At 66.4% G+C, this 17106-nt stretch carries 13 protein-coding genes; 7 read left to right on the forward strand and 6 right to left on the reverse strand.

Annotated features, from left to right (window positions below; translation table 11 throughout):
- Together FOE78_RS09605 and FOE78_RS09610 are read left to right on the forward strand one after the other, a co-directional pair.
- Nucleotides 1–1269: an MFS transporter gene (locus FOE78_RS09605; RefSeq protein ID WP_143986087.1), complete on the forward strand. Its 1269-nt coding sequence runs from the start codon at nt 1–3 to the stop codon at nt 1267–1269.
- Between the two features lie 80 nt (nt 1270–1349).
- Nucleotides 1350–2096 (forward strand): GntR family transcriptional regulator, encoded by a 747-nt coding sequence (locus FOE78_RS09610; protein WP_210414904.1) that lies wholly within the window; start codon nt 1350–1352, stop codon nt 2094–2096.
- A 56-nt stretch (nt 2097–2152) separates the two neighbouring features.
- Here FOE78_RS09610 and FOE78_RS09615 read toward each other — a convergent pair whose 3' ends face one another.
- Together FOE78_RS09615 and FOE78_RS09620 are read right to left on the reverse strand one after the other, a co-directional pair.
- Nucleotides 2153–2935, reverse strand: a complete 783-nt coding sequence (locus FOE78_RS09615) for an SDR family NAD(P)-dependent oxidoreductase (RefSeq protein WP_143986088.1) — start codon at nt 2933–2935, stop codon at nt 2153–2155.
- A gap of 81 nt (nt 2936–3016) precedes the next feature.
- Nucleotides 3017–3937 carry a sugar phosphate isomerase/epimerase family protein gene (locus FOE78_RS09620; RefSeq protein WP_143986089.1) on the reverse strand — a complete coding sequence of 307 codons (921 nt, stop codon included), beginning with the start codon at nt 3935–3937 and terminating at the stop codon, nt 3017–3019.
- Between the two features lie 228 nt (nt 3938–4165).
- Here FOE78_RS09620 and FOE78_RS09625 point away from each other — a divergent pair, with 228 nt between their 5' ends.
- Together FOE78_RS09625 and FOE78_RS09630 are read left to right on the forward strand one after the other, a co-directional pair.
- Nucleotides 4166–5416, forward strand: coding sequence for a fumarylacetoacetate hydrolase family protein (locus FOE78_RS09625; protein WP_143986090.1), 1251 nt, complete (start codon nt 4166–4168; stop codon nt 5414–5416).
- A 55-nt stretch (nt 5417–5471) separates the two neighbouring features.
- Nucleotides 5472–6923: an aldehyde dehydrogenase (NADP(+)) gene (locus FOE78_RS09630; protein WP_143986091.1), complete on the forward strand. Its 1452-nt coding sequence runs from the start codon at nt 5472–5474 to the stop codon at nt 6921–6923.
- Nucleotides 6924–6961: 38 nt separating this feature from the next.
- Here the strand turns inward: FOE78_RS09630 and FOE78_RS09635 are convergent, their stop codons facing one another.
- Nucleotides 6962–7489 carry a TetR/AcrR family transcriptional regulator gene (locus FOE78_RS09635; protein ID WP_168207450.1) on the reverse strand — a complete coding sequence of 176 codons (528 nt, stop codon included), beginning with the start codon at nt 7487–7489 and terminating at the stop codon, nt 6962–6964.
- A 248-nt stretch (nt 7490–7737) separates the two neighbouring features.
- Here FOE78_RS09635 and poxB point away from each other — a divergent pair, with 248 nt between their 5' ends.
- A complete protein-coding gene (poxB, locus tag FOE78_RS09640; RefSeq protein WP_143986093.1) occupies nt 7738–9462 on the forward strand; it encodes a ubiquinone-dependent pyruvate dehydrogenase in 1725 nt (574 codons plus the stop codon).
- 286 nt (nt 9463–9748) lie between these two features.
- Complete coding sequence (gene holA, locus FOE78_RS09645) at nt 9749–10717, forward strand: DNA polymerase III subunit delta (RefSeq protein ID WP_143986094.1); 969 nt, start codon at nt 9749–9751, stop codon at nt 10715–10717.
- 94 nt (nt 10718–10811) lie between these two features.
- Here holA and rpsT read toward each other — a convergent pair whose 3' ends face one another.
- Nucleotides 10812–11075: a 30S ribosomal protein S20 gene (gene rpsT / locus FOE78_RS09650; protein WP_143986095.1), complete on the reverse strand. Its 264-nt coding sequence runs from the start codon at nt 11073–11075 to the stop codon at nt 10812–10814.
- A gap of 389 nt (nt 11076–11464) precedes the next feature.
- Between rpsT and FOE78_RS09655 the strand changes: the two genes are divergently transcribed.
- On the forward strand, nt 11465–13117 hold the full coding sequence (locus FOE78_RS09655) for an arylsulfatase (protein ID WP_210414906.1): 1653 nt from the start codon (nt 11465–11467) through the stop codon (nt 13115–13117).
- A gap of 43 nt (nt 13118–13160) precedes the next feature.
- Here the strand turns inward: FOE78_RS09655 and FOE78_RS09660 are convergent, their stop codons facing one another.
- Nucleotides 13161–14663 carry a sulfatase family protein gene (locus FOE78_RS09660; RefSeq protein ID WP_143986096.1) on the reverse strand — a complete coding sequence of 501 codons (1503 nt, stop codon included), beginning with the start codon at nt 14661–14663 and terminating at the stop codon, nt 13161–13163.
- A 36-nt stretch (nt 14664–14699) separates the two neighbouring features.
- Entirely contained in the window at nt 14700–16958 is a 2259-nt protein-coding gene (gene yicI / locus FOE78_RS09665) for an alpha-xylosidase (RefSeq protein WP_143986097.1), read from the reverse strand.
- Nucleotides 16959–17106: the final 148 nt, after the last annotated feature.

The raw sequence follows: 17106 nt of genomic DNA on the forward strand, positions 1-17106 counted from the left end.
GTGTCGACCAAGATCAACTCCGCGGCACCGGCCGCGACGCGCGGACCGTTGCGGGCGATTGCCTCACTACGTGGCAATCGCAAATTCGCGCTGCTCTGGTTCTCCAACCTGTTCTTCTTCGGCGGTGCCTGGTCGCAGACACTGGTGCTCGGCTGGTTGGCCTTCCAGACCACCGGCTCGGAGATGCTGGTCGCGGTGTTCACCGCGGCCCGGCTGTCGCCGATGTTGATCGGGCCGCTGGCAGGCGTCTTCGCCGACCGGCACAACCGGGTCCGGTTGTTGATCATCGCCGCGACCTGGGCGCTGATCGCGGTCAGTGCGGTGGCCTGCCTCGCCTCGGTCGACCTGGTCCCGTACTGGGCGTTGGTGGTCGGCGGATTCGCGATCGGGCTGGCCCAGTCGCCGTCCCAGCCGGCGCGGTCCTCGTTGGTACTGGAGTTGGTCGGCCGGGAGAATCTGAGCAACGCCAACGCGCTGAACGCGCTGGCGATGAACATGACCCAGGTGCTCGGCCCGGCGATCGGGGGCGCCATGATCAGCGCGCTCGGTGCTCCGGCAGCGTTGTGGATCTCGGCCGGCTGGTACGCGATCTCGTTGATCTTGCTGCTGCCGCTGCGTGGGCTCGGCGCGGCGGTCGAGGTGCACACCGAATCGGCGATCCGGATGGTCCTGGGCGGCTTCCGATCGATCGCGGCGAACCGGCTCGCGATCGCCGTCCTGCTGGTGACGTTGGCCGCCAACATCCTGATCTGGCCGGTGTACCAGTCGTTCATGCCGGTCTTCGCCGGCCGTCAACTCGGGCTCGATGCCGCCGGTCTCGGCTGGCTGCTCACCTGTTCCGGCGTCGGCGGCCTGGTCGGTGCGCTGATCATCGCCGGACTCGGCGACTTCCGCTTCAAGGGCGCCTTGTTCGTCATTGGCACCGCGAGCTGGGCCGCGCTCTGGTCGCTGTTCGCCCTGTCGCATCACGCCGGTCCGTCCTATCTGCTGATGATCGGAATCGGGCTGGCCAGCTCCGCGTTCGGTGTACTGCAGACCACCCTGTTGCTGATGACCACCGAGCCGGCGATCCACGGTCGCGCGCTGGGCGTGCAGGAACTGGCGATCGGGGTGATGCCGTTCAGCACCCTCGTGCTGGGCGTGCTGGCCGATCGGTACGGGGTGGGGCCGACCACGTTCGGTGCCGGCCTGGTGCTGGTGTGCTTCTTGATCTTGCTCGCGATCCGGGTGCCGCGGCTGCTGCGCTACAGCGGAGCAGAACACCCGTGAGTTGTCAGAAGGTGGTTGGGCTATAACTCAACTACGTTCTGACAAGTCGGGCCGGGGGAGGTCGGGTATGGTGGCCGAGGTTGCCCGAATCGCCGCTGGAGCAGACATCTATGACCATTCCTGATCATGAATCGCAGCGTGCCGAGCCGCCGGAGGTGGCGCGTCGCGGGCTGCGCGATCAGGTGTACGACGCCGTCCTCGATCTGATCGTCCGCGGCAGCATCGGGCCCGGCGAACGGCTGCGGATCGACGGTCTCGCCGGTTCGCTGAAGGTGTCTCAAACGCCCGTCCGGGAGGCGCTGGCGCACCTGGAGCGGACCGGGTTGGTCACCCGCGAGGGCTTCAAGGGCTACCGCGTCGCCGAACCGTTGACCCCCGCGCAGGCGGCCGAACTGATGGACGTCCGGGAGATGCTCGAGGTGCAGGCAGCCCAGTGGTACGCCGCGCACCTTCCCGACGGCGTCGATGATCTTCGCGCCGCACACGCTCGCCATGTGCGCACCGCCGCGGCCGTCGCCGAGCGGATCCAGCATCAGACAGTGGACATGCCGGCCTTCCGCGAATACTTCGCCGCCGACGCGGCGTTCCACCGCGTGATCTACACCGGCACCCGGAACCATTTCCTGCTGCAGATGGCCGAGGATCTCGGCGGTCATCTGCACCGGATGCGGGAGACGATCCTGCATCGCAGTTACGACATGGGACAGGCCGTCGCCGAGCACGCGGCGATCCTGGCCGCGGCCGAGGACGGCGATGCCGGCGCCTTGGTCGAAGCCATGCGCCGGCACATGGCCGCGATCCGCGACCGTTCCGCCAATCCCAACTGATCCGAGTTGTCAGTCGGTGGTTTGGCTATGACCAAACCACCGACTGACAAGTCGGCTCAGAACATGTGTTTCCCGCCGTCGATCGCGTACGAGGCGCCGTTGGTGTAGCCGGCCTCATCGCTGATCAGGTAGTTGATCAAGCCGGCCACCTCGGCCGGCTGGCCGACTCGCTGCAGCGGGATGCCCGCCGACATCGAGGCCTTGCGATCATCGGTCAGCGTGCCGCCCATGATGTCGGTGTCGATCGGTCCAGGGACGATCGCGTTGACCGTGATCTTGTGCTTGCCGAGCTCACGAGCTCCGCCGCGGGTGAGGCCGAGCACGGCCGCTTTCGCTGCTGCATAAGCGGTTTTGGAGAAGGTGCCGCCACCGTCGTACGCGGTCAGCGAGGCGGTGTTGACGATTCGGCCACCGAGGCCGTGATCGATCATCCGCTGTGCTGCCTGCTGCATCATCAGGAACGAGCCCTTGGCGTTGACCGCCATCACCCGATCCCAGATCTCGGGTGTCAGCTCCATGAACTCGTCCGAGCAGGAGATGCCGGCCAGGTTGATCAAGGCCAGCACCGGCGGCAGTTCGTCGTCGATCTTGCTGAACGCCGCCCGGACCGCGTCCTGATCGGTCACGTCCAAGCCGATGCCGATCACCGACTGATCGAGTTGATCATCCAACTCGGCGGCGAACTCCTGCACTGCTTGGGCATCGATGTCGACCAACGCCAACGACCAGCCCTCGCGAGCGATCCGGCGGGCGACGTGGCGGCCGATGCCCCGGAGACCTCCGGCGCCGGTGACGATGGCGGTCCGGTCGGTGGGGAATTCGGTGGATGTGGTCGACATGGCAACGCTCCTGGTCGGAGTTGTCAGAGGGTAGTTGGGGCATAGGCCAACCACCCTCTGACAACTCGGGTTGGGGGTGGGTCAGGCGAGGGCGGAGGTGAGCACCTGGCGGATGTAGTCGCGGTTGTCCGCACAGACGCCGATCGAGTCCGATCCGTAGTGCTCGCAGCAGAACGGGCCGCTGAAGCCGAGCTCGAGCGCGCGCCGGATGACCACGCGGTAGTTGATGTAGCCGTACTTCAGCGGCATCGGAGCACTGGAGTAGGAGCCGGTGGCCGGATCGAAATCCCGGGTGTAGTTCTTGATGTGCCAGAAGTTGCTGTAGGGCAGGACCTTCTCGTACATCTCGGTCGGGTGCGGCATCGGACGGTGCAGCCGGACCAGGTTGCCCAGGTCCGGATTCAGGCCGACCGCTTCATGATCAACATCCTTGACGAAGGAAACCGCGTCGTCCGGGGTGCCGACGTAGGTGTCCTCGTACATCTCCAGGCTGACCTGGATCCCATTGGACTTGGCGTGATCTCCGAGCTCGCGGACTCGTTCGATGGCAAGATCACGCAGTGCCGGGTCGTCCTTGTGCCCGTCGACCAGCCAGAACCAGATCTGCTCGTTCTGCTCCGCGGTGGTGGCCTGCATGAAGCCGGTGTTGACGACGGTCGCCCCGAACGTCGGAGCAAGATCGATCAGTCGATGCCCGTCGGCCAGGTTGCGCTCACCGAACTCCTTGTCCACAACGGAATTCCGGGTCATCGAGATCGACGAGATGGCCAGGCCTTCGTCGCCGAGGACGGTGCGGAACTCCTCGACCCGCTGATCGGACAGCGCGGCCAGCGGCACCCAGGCGTCGGTCGGGTCGATGTGGGTGAACCCCAGCTCGCGAACCTGCCGCAGCTGGCCGGCCCAGACCGAGGCCGGCGCGTCCTTGATGTGCCCGCCGTCGGGAGCCTGGTTGCCGAACGACAACATGTTGCAGGCGATCGGCCAGTCCTGGGCTGTGTACATGGGTCCCTCCGTCGAGTCAGCTGAGTCTGCGCCTGGTGGCAAGTCGAATCCTATAGGATCTGCCGCTTGTCGGCGATTCGGGTCCAACCGCCGGCCGTCGGACGATGCGCGGACCCCGACGTTGGGGCCCGCTGTGCGTCACGGTTGACTGTGTCGGGTACTGACCCCCTGTTCACTGGGCGGCGAGTGACCGATGACCGTCCCAGCCGGATGACGAGGAACCGACCGATGAGCCAACTCTGCGAACCGACCGCCGTGCTGCCTGTTGATCATGGAAGTGGTGTGCTGATCGGGCGGGTGTACGACCCCCAGGAGCACGGGCCGAGCGTGGTGGTGATTCGCGGCGATCGTGTCTGCGACCTCAGCGCCGCGGCGCCGACGGTCAGCGAGTTGCTGGATCGCGATGATCTTCTGGATACAGTGCGGTCGGCGACCGAGCGCAAATCCTGGTCGCTGGACGAGGTGCTGGCACAGAGTGTCGATGTTGATCTTGACCGCAACGCGGTGGTGCACTTCCTCAGCCCGATCGACCTGCAGGTGATCAAGGCGGCGGGCGTCACGTTCGCCAAGAGCATGATCGAACGCGTGATCGAGGAACGGGCCGAGGGTGATGCCACCAAGGCTGAGGCGATTCGGCAGCAGATCGACTCCGCGATCGGCGGGAAGATCTCCGGACTCCGGCCGGGCAGCCCGCAATCGGCACAGGTGAAGGAGATTCTGATCTCCGAAGGTCTGTGGTCGCAGTATCTGGAGGTCGGCATCGGGCCTGACCCGGAGATCTTCACCAAGGCTCCGGTGCTGAGCTCGGTCGGGGTGGGCGCGGAGATCGGTGTGCTGGCTCGGTCCACCTGGAACAATCCTGAGCCGGAGGTGGTGCTGGCCGTCAGCTCCGACGGCCGCCCGGTCGGTGCCACCCTCGGCAACGACGTGAACCTGCGCGACTTCGAGGGACGCAGTGCGCTGCTGCTGGCCGAGGCCAAGGACAACAACGCGTCCTGTGCGATCGGCCCGTTCATCCGGCTCTTCGACGACGGCTTCGGACTCGACGATGTTCGCAGCATGGTGGTCGATCTCGAGGTGAGCGCACCGGATGATGACTACCAGCTGCACGAGAAGAGCTCGCTTGTGCTGCACGAGCAGAGCTCGCTTGTGCTGCACGAGCAGAGCTCGATGAAACAGATGAGCCGCGGACTGGAGGAGTTGGTCGAGCACGCCCACGGTGATCATCATCAGTACCCGGACGGCTTCGTGCTGTTCACCGGCACGTTGTTCGCGCCGACCCAGGACCGGGACGTGGCCGGCATGGGCTTCACCCATCACCGGGGGGACGTGGTCAAGATCAGCACGCCGTCGCTCGGTGCCCTGATCAACCGGGTCAACACCGCCGAGGATGCGGCGGACTGGACGTTCGGGATCCGCAGCCTGATCAGTAACCTGGCCCGGCGGGGTCTGCTCAACAACTCTGACGCAACAACCTGACACCGCAACAACCTGACACCGATATCGCTGACCTGACAGGGAGATTCGAGCCGCGATGACCGAGAACGTGCCGGACACCAGTGTTCCGCAACTGAACGACACCGTCGAGGCCGCTCACCGGGCCTTCCTGATCGCCCGCAACGTGTCGCCGACCGAGCGCCGAGGCTGGCTGTACGCCATCGCCGACGCGCTGGACGCCCATGCGGACGAGTTGATCAAGATCGCGGACGAGGAGTCTCACCTCGGTGAGACGCGGCTGACCGGTGAACGAAAGCGCACCAGCTTTCAGCTGCGGCTGCTGGCGGACGAGGCGGCCTCCGGCGAGCCGCTCGGACTGACCGTCGATCACGCCGACCCGGACTGGGGGATGGGGCCGCGTCCGGACATCCGCCGGATGAACGAGCCGGTCGGCGTCGTCGGCGTCTTCGGTGCGTCCAACTTCCCGTTCGCGTTCTCGGTGATCGGCGGCGACTCGGCGGCCGCGCTGGCCGCCGGCTGCAGCGTCGTACACAAGGGACATGAGGCTCATCCGCGACTGGCCGCCGCGACCGCGCAGGTCGTGATTGACGCGATCGCCGCGGCCGGCGCCCCGGACGGGCTGTTCGCTCTGGTGACCGGTTTCGAAGCGGGTGCCGCCCTGGTCGAGCACCCGCTCGTGCAGGCCGTCGGCTTCACCGGTTCGGTGCGTGGCGGCCGCGCACTGTACGACCGAATCGCGGCCCGGCCTGAGCCGATCCCGTTCTTCGGCGAGTTGGGCAGCACCAACCCGGTGTTCGTCGGGCCCCGCGCCTGGCAGACGCGGGCGGAAGAGATCATCGGCGGCTTCCTCGGTTCGGTCAGCATGGGCGCCGGTCAGTTCTGCACCAAGCCGGGTCTGCTGATGATCCCGGCCGGAAGTAATCTTCCGGAGCTGCTCGCCAAGGCAGACGTCAACCGGGTGGTCGGCCAGATGCTGACCTCTCGGCTGGAGGACGGCTATTTGTCTTCTGTGCAAGGGATGCGGGAGCGTGCCGGGGTCAGCGTGCTGGCCGGCGGGAACGGCGTTGATCAACTGACCGTGCTGGCGACCACGGTCGGCAACGTACTGGCCGAGCCGGAGATCCTGCAGACCGAGATGTTCGGGCCGGCGACCATGATCATCGAATACAGCCGTGACACCGCGCTGGTTGATCTTGCCGAAGCGCTCGACGGTCAGCTCACCGCAACCCTGCAGGCCGATGACGACGACGAGGTCGATGATCTTGTCCGTGTGCTCAACCGGAAGGCCGGTCGGCTGCTCTGGAACGGTTGGCCGACCGGGGTCACGGTGAGTTTTGCCCAGCAGCACGGCGGCCCCTACCCGGCGAGCACGGCTTCCGGGACGACCTCGGTCGGTACCGCCGCGATCGGTCGCTTCCTGCGCCCGGTCGCGTACCAGGACTTCCCGCAGGATCGGCTTCCGGAACTATTGCGGGACGATGCCCCGGCCGGCGTCCGTCGCCGCATCGACGGCGTCTGGACCGCCTGACCTTCCGACCTGTCAGAAGGTGGTTGGGCCATACCTAACTACCTTCTGACAACTCGGGTGAAGCCGTTGAACATCGCCAGAAGCTGATCGACCAGTGCGGCGTTCAACGGCAGGTGATCAACGAGGAGCCGGTGATAGATCGGTGCGAACAGCATGTCGATCGCGGCCTCGACGTCGAGATCGGCCGACACCTCGCCGGCTTCGATGCCCCGCTGGAAGATCGCAGCCGCCGCCGCACGCCGTGGCCGATGCCAGTGCTCGCGGAGATCCCGCGCCAGTTGGGGGTCCGATTCCGCGCGGGCGGTGACCGCCCTGATCGCCGCGGCCGTTGTCCGGTCCTCGGTGAACAAGGTGATCAACGCCAACATCTGGTCGGCGATGGCTTGTCCGGCCGGGGTCCGATCGTCGTGCTCGATGGTGTGGTGGGTCCTCTGCACCAGCCCGTCCAGCGCGATCGCTCCCGGTGACGACCACCATTTGTAGAGCGTCGCTCGACTGACCCGGGCGCGAGCCGCGATCGCCGACATCGACAGGGCCGCCAGCCCGCCGTCGTTGACCAACGCCACGGCCGCCGCGAGGACTGCATGCCGGGTGCGGTCACTGCGCGGCCGACCTGGCCCCCGGCGGGGAGCATCAGGGGGTTGCGGTGAGTCGGCAGGTTCGGCAGGTTCGGTACCGGACGAGTTCCGTGTCGCCATCGACGATCCACCTCTTCTCGAATTACTGAACACACCGTACAGTAATTGCCGAGACGTCAGAGTCGGGCGGTACGGCCGCCCCGAACCTGACCAACCCGGAAACACGGAGGTGCCGCGTGACGACGGTCGCGGAGAACATCGTTGGCAACCTGAGGGCCAACGGCATCAGCAGGATGTACGGCATCCCGGGCGACTCGCTGAACGGGCTCACCGACGCATTGCGCAAGGACGGCAGCATCGCCTGGATGCACGTCCGGCACGAGGAGGCGGCCGCGTTCGCCGCAGCAGCCGAGGCGGAGCTGACCGGCCGGTTGGCGGTCTGTGTCGGCAGCTGCGGCCCGGGCAACCTGCATCTGATCAACGGCCTGTACGACGCCCACCGCAGCCGGGTGCCGGTGCTGGCGATCGCGGCCCAGATCCCGAGCGAGGAACTGGGCGGCAACTACTTCCAGGAAACTCGTCCCGAGCAGCTGTTCGCCGATTGCAGCAGCTACGCCGAGCTGGTCTCCAGCCCGTCGCAGATGCCGCGGGTGCTGCAGTTGGCGATGCGGTCGGCGATCGAGAATCGCGATGTCGCGGTGGTGGTGATCCCCGGTGACGTGGCATTGGCCGAGGCGGTCTCGACCGGTGTCAGTACCCTGACACCCACCATGCCGACGGTGACCCCGTCCGTCGATGAGCTCGATCAGGCTGCTCAGCTTCTCAACCAGGGCAGGAAGATCACCATCCTGGCCGGTGCCGGGACCGCGGGTGCGCATCCCGAGTTGATCAAGCTTGCCGATCGGCTGGCGGCGCCGATCGTGCACACCCTTCGCGGCAAGGAGCACGTCGAGTACGACAACCCGTACGACGTCGGGATGACCGGCTTGATCGGATTTGCGTCCGGGTACCGGGCGATGGAGAGCTGTGACACGCTGCTGATGCTCGGCACCGATTTCCCGTACCGGCAGTTCTTCCCCGGCAAGGCCAAGATCATCCAAGTTGATCTTCGCGGCTCGCAGCTCGGCCGCCGGGCACAACTTGATCTTGGGCTGGTCGGCGACGTCGGGGACACCATCGCGGCCCTGCTGCCCAGGTTGCACGAACACGGCAATCGCAAGCATCTGGACGCGGCTCTTGATCATTACCGGAAGACCCGGCGCAAGCTGGACGAGCTGGCTGGAGATGATCATGGTCGAAGCCCGCTGCACCCGCAGTACGTCGCTCGGATGATCGATGAGACCGCCGCCGACGACGCGATCTTCATCCCCGATGTCGGTTCGCCGGTGGTGTGGGCTGCTCGCTATCTGACCATGAACGGGCAGCGCCGGCTGATCGGCTCCTTCAACCACGGCACGATGGCCAACGCGCTGCCGCATGCGATCGGCGCGCAGTCGATCGACCGGCAACGGCAGGTGGTTGCGCTGGCCGGCGACGGCGGACTGGCGATGCTGCTGGGGGAGTTGATCACCCTGAAGCAGCTCGACCTGCCGGTGAAGCTGGTCGTCTTCAACAACTCCTCGCTCAACTTCGTCGAGCTGGAGATGAAGGCCGCCGGTTTCGTCACCTACGGCACCGGCCTGGACAACCCGGACTTCGCCAAGGTCGCCGAGGCCGTCGGCATCAAGGGCATCAGCGTCATTAAGCCCCGGCAGTTGAAGAAGGCGCTGACGGAGGCGTTCGCGCACGACGGCCCGGCCCTGGTGGACGTCGCGACGGCACGCCAGGAGCTCACCATCCCGCCGGCCATCACCGCCGAACAGCTCAAGGGCTTCACCCTCTACGCCATCCGCACCGTGATGTCCGGCCGCGGCGACGAACTCCTCGACCTCGCTGCCCAGAACCGCAGAGGGCTGTTTTAGTAGGGTCGGAATCCGAGCTGGTGTTGCGAATCCAAGTCCGAAGCGGCGGAAACGTATGCGGGCCGCGATCGATTGCCGCCACCACGAACGTCTGAAGGCGATCTTGAACGCCCGTCGAGCGCCCCAGCGCGAGACCGGCTCCGCAGCGAAGCGGAGGAGCCGGGTTGAAGTGGGTGCCCCTGGTGACCACGGTGGGGGTAGGGGGTCGCCCGGAACGTAGGACGCCAGAGGGGACTGCGGCAGCGGCAGCAACTCGACTGTCGCAAGGGACTGGCAAGATGAGCGCATGGCGCGGGTGCAGGTTTACGGGCGGGCGGTGTTGGTCAGTGGACCGGAAGGGTTGCTGGCGGATCGGGCGGTGGCCGAGCGGCTCGCGGTGGCGCGCAACGAGGACGCCGACGTCGAGATCTCCCAGGTCGAGGGTGCGGGGCTGGACGCCGGCACGCTGGCCGAGATCACCAGCGCGTCGTTGTTCTCCAGCCGGCGGGTTGCGGTGATCCGCGATGTCGGTTCGGTCCCGGCGGAGTTGCATGCCGAGATCATCACGCTGGCAACCCAGCCGCTGGACGAACTCGGGCTGATCCTCGTACATCCTGGCGGCAACAAGGGCAAGGGGCTGCTGGACAAACTGAAGAAGGCCAAGGTCGAGGTCGTCGACTGTCAGACGATGAAGACCTGGGATCTGCCGAAGTTCGTCGCGGCCGAGGTGCGACGAGCCGGCGCGACGATGGAGCCGCAGACCGCGCAGGCCGTGGTCGACGCCGTCGGCCACGACCTCCGCTCGCTGGCCTCCGCGGTGTCGCAACTCGCTTCGGACAGCGATCAGCGGGAGATCCCGGCTTCGCTGGTGCAGAAGTACTTCGGCGGCCGGGCCGAGGTGACCAGCTTCGCGGTCGCCGACGCCGCGTTGGCCGGGCGGACCGGGCCGGCGATGGAGCAACTGCGCTGGGCGCTGTCCACCGGAGTGGCGCCGGTGCTGGTGACCAGTGCGCTGGCGTCCGGGCTGCGCGGCCTCGGCAAGTACGTCGCTGCCGGCGGCGGGATGCGGGACGTCGACCTGGCGCGGGTGATCGGCGTACCGCCGTGGAAGCTGAAGACGATGAGAACGCAGGCCCGCGGCTGGGATGAACGGGGCCTGGCCAACGCGCTGCGGGCAGTGGCGATCGCCGACGCGGAGATCAAGGGTGCCGCCGATGATGCGGAGTATGCGCTGGAGCGGGTCGTGTTGACGGTCAGCCGAGCCCGCGGTCGGTGACGCGTCGACGCCCGGTGGTTACCGAACGGCTCGCGCGGGCACGCAAAAAGCCCCGGTCACCGCAGTGGAGACCGGGACTTACAGGTGCCGAAGCTCAGCCGAGCTGTGCGGCGCGGGTAGCGATGGCCGACTTGCGGTTCGCAGCCTGGTTGGAGTGGATGACGCCCTTGGAAACAGCCTTGTCCAGCTGGCGGGTCGCGTGACGAGCCGCTTCCTGTGCCTTGGCGGTCTCGCCGGCGTCAGCGGCCTCGCGGAACCGGCGCACGGCAGTGCGCAGCGACGACTTGACGGCCTTGTTGCGCTGGCGCGCGACCTCGTTCGTCTTGATCCGCTTCATCTGGGACTTGATGTTCGCCACGGGGCAAGCCTCTGACAATCTCGAAGTTGATGGTTGAGTGCACCCGCTGGTTGCCCGACGGACGCGACGATCAAAGATATCAGTGCGGCCCTGGCGGTCCAAATTGCCGGAATCGGACGGAGGCGGCAGGAACGCCGGGGCGCTGGGCCCGTCGCAGACCGTAACCTTCGATCTCTCCGAGGTTCCGGCGACTTGTCCGAGCGACCGCGTCGAATCCGGCTGATTCGCGCTGCGGAACCTCGGCCAAATTCGTGGAAGCTCGGCCAAATCCGCGGGAGCCCGGACGCCATCGGATGACAGCACGGGCTACGAAACGTCAGCTCTGCTGACGGGACCAAGATCAACGGCCGTAAAGTCGGGCGGGTGATCAGCGGCGAGAGGCGAGCGGCGTGAGTGAGCAGGCACGTACCGAATCGGCGATGGTGCCCGACGCCCGGGACGCTGCTCGACCTCGACCGAATGTGGTGTTGATCTTGGCCGACGACATGGGGTTCTCCGATGTCGGCTGCTACGGCGGCGAGATCGGTACGCCCAACATCGACTCGCTGGCAGAGTCCGGGGTGCGGTGCACGCAGTTCTACAACACCGCCCGCTGCAGCCCGTCGCGCGCGTCGTTGCTGACCGGGCTGCATCCGCATCAGACCGGCGTTGCCGAGTTGGTCGACAACGACGGCCCGGGCGGCTATCCGGGCAGCCTCAACGAGCGGTGTGCGACTGTGGCCGAGGTGCTCCGCGCCGCCGGCTATCGAACGAGCATGACCGGCAAGTGGCATCTGTCCAACGAGCGCGAACAACCCGACGCCAGCTGGCCGACCCGGCGCGGCTTCGACAGCTTCTGGGGGACGATAGGTGGCGCCGGCAGCTACTTCCAGCCGACCACGCTGCACGACGGCGAGACCCCGATCCGTATCGATGATCTTGATCCGGACTTCTACTACACCGACGAGATCGGTGCGCGGGCCGCCGCATCGGTGAGCGCCGCAGCCGCGGACCAACGGCCCTTCTTCGCCTACGTCGCGTTCACCGCGCCGCACTGGCCGTTGCACGCCAAGGAAAGCGATCTGGCCGAGGTCCGGGGCAGGTTCGACGCCGGCTGGGACGAACTGCGCCGGCAGCGCCGGCAACGCCAGCTCGAGTCCGGCATCTGCTGCGAGGACGCGACGGTCGACGATCGAGATCCCGAGGTGCCGGCCTGGCCGGACGAACCCGACCAGGCGTGGCAGCTGGAACGGATGGAGGCCTACGCGGCCCAGGTCCGGGCCATGGATCGCGCGGTCGGCCGTGTCCTGCAGGCGCTGGACGACAGCGGCGTACGCGACCAGACCATGATCATCTTCCTGTCCGACAACGGCGGCTGCGCCGAAGGGTTGTCCGCTGAACCCGAAGCTGCACAGCGATTCCGCGGCAATCGTCTGATCATCCCACCGTCGGCGCCGGACGGTTCACCGATGAAGGTCGGCAACTCCCCGGACATCCACCCCGGCACCGCGGACACGTACACCAGTTACGGGCGGGCCTGGGCCAACCTGTCCAACACGCCCTTCCGGTTGTACAAGCGTTGGGTGCACGAGGGCGGCATCGCAACCCCGTTGATCATCTCCTGGCCGGCGGGCGAGCTGCGCGCCGGGTCGTTGCTCGATCCGCCGCATCAGCTCACCGACCTCGTGCCGACGGTGCTGGACGCGGTCGGAGCCGATCCGCTGACCGAGCGCGACGGCCGGCAGCTACCGTCGCTGCCGGGAGTCAGCATGCTCGACGCGCTCCGCGGCGGCTACGCCGTTGATCATGATCTCTACTGGGAGCACATCGGCAACCAAGCCGTCCGATGCGGTCGCTGGAAGCTGGTCCGCGAGGACGACGGACCGTGGGAGCTGTACGACCTCGGTTCCGATCGGAGCGAGCGCCATGATCTCTCCGCCAGCCACACCGAGCGGGTCCGTGCGATGGCGACCCGATGGCAGCAGTGGGCGGACTCGGTCGGCGTCATCCCGCGTGATCAAGTGCTCGAGTCGCGAGCCCGGATGGCGCCACAACCCCTGTAGCCGCAGACCGCGTGGCGGCAACCTCGCTGCCGACCAGCAATGTTCACCAGAACGCCTTACGTGGTTGACTTCTGTCGTCGGTGGCGATCATCACGTCGAACGCGAATTCGGTCATCTCCTGGCGCAGCTCGGCATGGTCCAGACGGTCCCACAGGTTCATCAACTCACCCGGATCCGTGGCAAGATCGTAGAGTTCGCCGGTCCGCCTCCGGGTGGTGCACGGCTGCCCGTGGTGGATGATGATCTTGATGTCGCCGCGCCGCACCATCGTCGTGTGCACCGGCGGGTCGTAGGGGTGCCCGCTGTCACGGTATTCACACAGCGCCCACCCGCGGTGCTCGGACGCACTGCCGTCGGCCAGCCCGAGCAGTGATCGGCCCTGGCAGCGGGGGAGCGAGGCACCGGTGAGCTCAGCGATGGTGGCGGTGAGATCGATCCACTGCACCAGCTCGGTGATCTTGGTCTGCGCAGCGATCCGGCCCGGCCAGCGGATGAGCAACGGCACCCTGACCGAGCAGTCGTACATCATCGGTCCCTTCAGCATCAGCTGATGATCACCGAGCAGCTCGCCGTGATCGGAGGTGAAGATCACCACCGTGTGCTCGTCCAGTCCCTGTTCGTGCAGCACCCGCAGGATGCGGCCGACCTCGTCGTCGATCAGGCTCACCATGGCGTAGTACGCGGCCTTGATCTGTTGAAGATCATCGGCGCTGTAGTCCTGATAGCCGGCGGCGTGCCCGGAGTACGACCTGGCTGACGCTTCGGCAAGGATCGGCGGCTTGGCGTCCAGTTCGCCGGGCACCGTGTTCGGCCGGGACAACTCCTCGGGCCGGTAGCGCTCCAGATACTCCTTCGGTGCGCCGAAGGAGTGGTGCGGATCGAAGAAGTTCGCGACGAAGAAGAATGGCTGCTCCGCCGGCCGGGCCCCGGTCAGATAGCGGATCGTCTCGTCACCGACCCAGCGCGAGTAGTGCGCCTCGGTCGGTACGACATCAATCGGGCTGCCGGCGACCCCGGCAGTCCGGCCACGATTGCGGTCCCGACGCTGACCGAGCACCAGGTCGTACACCTCGGGGTGTGCGGTCGCCAGCCAGCGGTGGTAGGCATTCTCCGAGCTGCCGCGGTACGGATCGTGCGCCCATTGCCAGACCCGGAAGCCGGCGGGCTTGTCCTCGGTACGACCGTCGGCGCACGCGTCGAGGTGCCACTTGCCGACCAGGCCGCAGTCGTAGCCGGTCTCGGCCAGTGCGGTCGGCAGCAGCCGTACCGACTCGGGCAGCCGAACGCCGTTGGCATACAAGCCGTGGTTGTGCAGATACATCCCGCTCATCAACGACGCCCGGGACGGCGCACACACCGGCGCCTGCACGTAGCAGTTCTCGAACAGGGCACCGTCGGTGGCCAGCCGATCCAGATTCGGTGTGTCGATCTCGGTGTTGCCATAGCCGGCGAGGGTGTCGAAACGTTGCTGATCGGTGCAGATCAACAGAACGTTCGGACGATCACCGGCTTGCGGGCTGACGGACGACACGGCTCCTCCGATCATGGTCTACGACGCTGTGGACCATGATCGTAATTGACCTCAGCGTGGATCCAGACGGTGGGCGATCTCCGCCCGGTTGGCCTCGGACGCTACGACCCGGTCGCCCACCTGCAAGCGCCACGGCTTGCCGGTGCCGGTACCGGTGGCGATGATCATCGAGCCCTTGCGGCGCACCACGAATTCGGCGTCTCCGACCCGCAGCTCGAAGCTGTCACCGTCGGCGAATTCGTAAGCCCGCAAGGTGATCCCGTCGACGTGATCGTAGTCCGGACGATCGTCGACAGCTCCCCACGGCAGCACCGTACCGGGACGGACGAAGAGCGGCAGCGAGTCGAAACCGTACTGCTGGCGATGCCACCGCGGACCGGTCAGCGTCTCGCCGGTCAGCAGATGGGTCCAGGTGCCCTCGGGTAGGTAGAAGTCGGCCCGACCCGCCGCGTCGAACACGGGGGCCACCAGCAGCCGATCTCCCAACAGGTATTGGGTGTCCACGGTCGCCGCCCCCCGATCTTCGGCGAACTCGAGCACCATCGGCCGCATGATCGGAATGCCCTCGGTGTGGACGATCTCGCCGAGCCGGGACAGGTAAGGCATCAGCCGCATCTTCAGCCGCGCGAATTGTCGGGTGACGTCGACGGCCTCCTCGTCGAAGGCCCACGGCACCCGGTACGAACTCGAACCGTGCAGCCGCGAGTGCGAGCTCAACAGCCCGAAAGCCACCCAGCGCTTGAACACTCCGGGATCCGGCGTGCCCTCGAAACCGCCGATGTCGTGACTCCAGTAGCCGAAGCCGGACAACGCCAACGACATCCCGCCGCGCAACGACTCGGCCATCGACAGATAGGTCGACTCACAGTCGCCGCCCCAATGCACCGGAAACTTCTGCCCACCCGCGGTCGCCGAACGCGCGAACACGACCGCCTCGCCCTCACCGCGTTCGGCGCGAAGAAGATCAAACACCGTCTGGTTGTAGAGCTGCGCGTAGTAGTTGTGCATCTTCGCCGGGTCGGAGCCGTCGTGCCAGACCACGCCATCGGCCGGGATGCGCTCACCGAAGTCGGTCTTGAAGCAATCCACCCCCTCGTCCAGCAACACCTTCAACTTGGACGCGTACCAGTCCCGGGCATCCGGATTGGTGAAGTCGACCAACCCCATGCCGGCCTGCCACATGTCCCACTGCCAGACGTCGCCCTCGGTCGTGCGAACCAGGTAGCCGAGTTCCTTCCCCTCGGCGAAGAGCACCGACCGCTGAGCGATGTACGGATTGATCCAGACACAGATCTTCAAACCCCGAGATCGCAACCGGGCAAGCATTCCCGCCGGATCCGGAAACATCGCCGGATCCCAGACGAAATCACACCAATGGAACTGGCGCATCCAGAAACAGTCGAAGTGGAAGACGCTGAGCGGGATCTCCCGACGCGCCATCTCGTCGATGAAGCCGGTCACCGTCGGCTCGTCGTAGTTGGTGGTGAACGAGGTGGACAGCCACAGCCCGTACGACCAGTCCGGGACCCTGGCCGGGCGTCCGGTCAGCGCGGTGTACTTGCTCAGGATCTCCTTCGGCGACGGGCCGTAGATCACGTAGTACTGCAGATATTGGCCCTCGACGGAGAACTGGTTGCGGGACACCACCTCGGTGCCGACCTCGAAACTGACCCGTTCCGGGTGGGCGACAAGAACGCCGTAACCGTTGTCGGTCAGGTAGAACGGGACGTTCTTGTACGCCTGGTCGCTGGCGGTGCCGCCGTCGGCGTTCCAGATGTCGACCGACTGACCGTTCTTGATCAGGGGTCCGAAGCGCTCGCCCAGTCCGAACACGTGCTCGCCGACACCCAGCGCCAATTGCTCACGGACGAAGTGTCGGCCGTCGGCGTCGGTGATCACGCCGATGCTGTTCGGCGTCGAGGAGGTGAGAAGTTGATCACCGGCGACGAAGTCTACCGACCAGTCGCCGTCGGTGGCGATCTTGGCCGTCAGGTCGCCGGAGCCGAAGCTGACCGATTTCTCACCGGTGGTGATCACCGGCTGGACCTCGGTCCGGTGCAATGCGAACTCCGGTCCGCGATCGCGGGTGCCGGCGAAATGCTCGATCCGTACCCCGATCACGTCCGGCGCCGGAGCGTCGAAACTGACGGTGATCACCGGCCGGTTCAGCGAGTCGCCGCGACGCCGCAGCGGGGTGGTGGGTGCGTAGACGGTCAGACCGTACGGGGCCGCCTCGGTCTGATCGACCCAGCGTGGACGAAGAATCTCCACCCCGGGCAGCGTCTGCCAGTACCCATCAGTGAACTTCACGGGTTTCCTCCATATTCGGGCCGAACGTCTCCGTGCCGGCCGTCCCGGTGCCGGGACGACGTGGTGCCGGGCGCGGCAGTCGCGGCGTCTGTTCGCTTATCATGCAAGCTCGAAGATCAACGAGATCAGATCATCGGGACCTGAGGCA

The organism is Microlunatus elymi, from assembly GCF_007362775.1.
GTDB classification, from domain to species: domain Bacteria; phylum Actinomycetota; class Actinomycetes; order Propionibacteriales; family Propionibacteriaceae; genus Microlunatus; species Microlunatus elymi.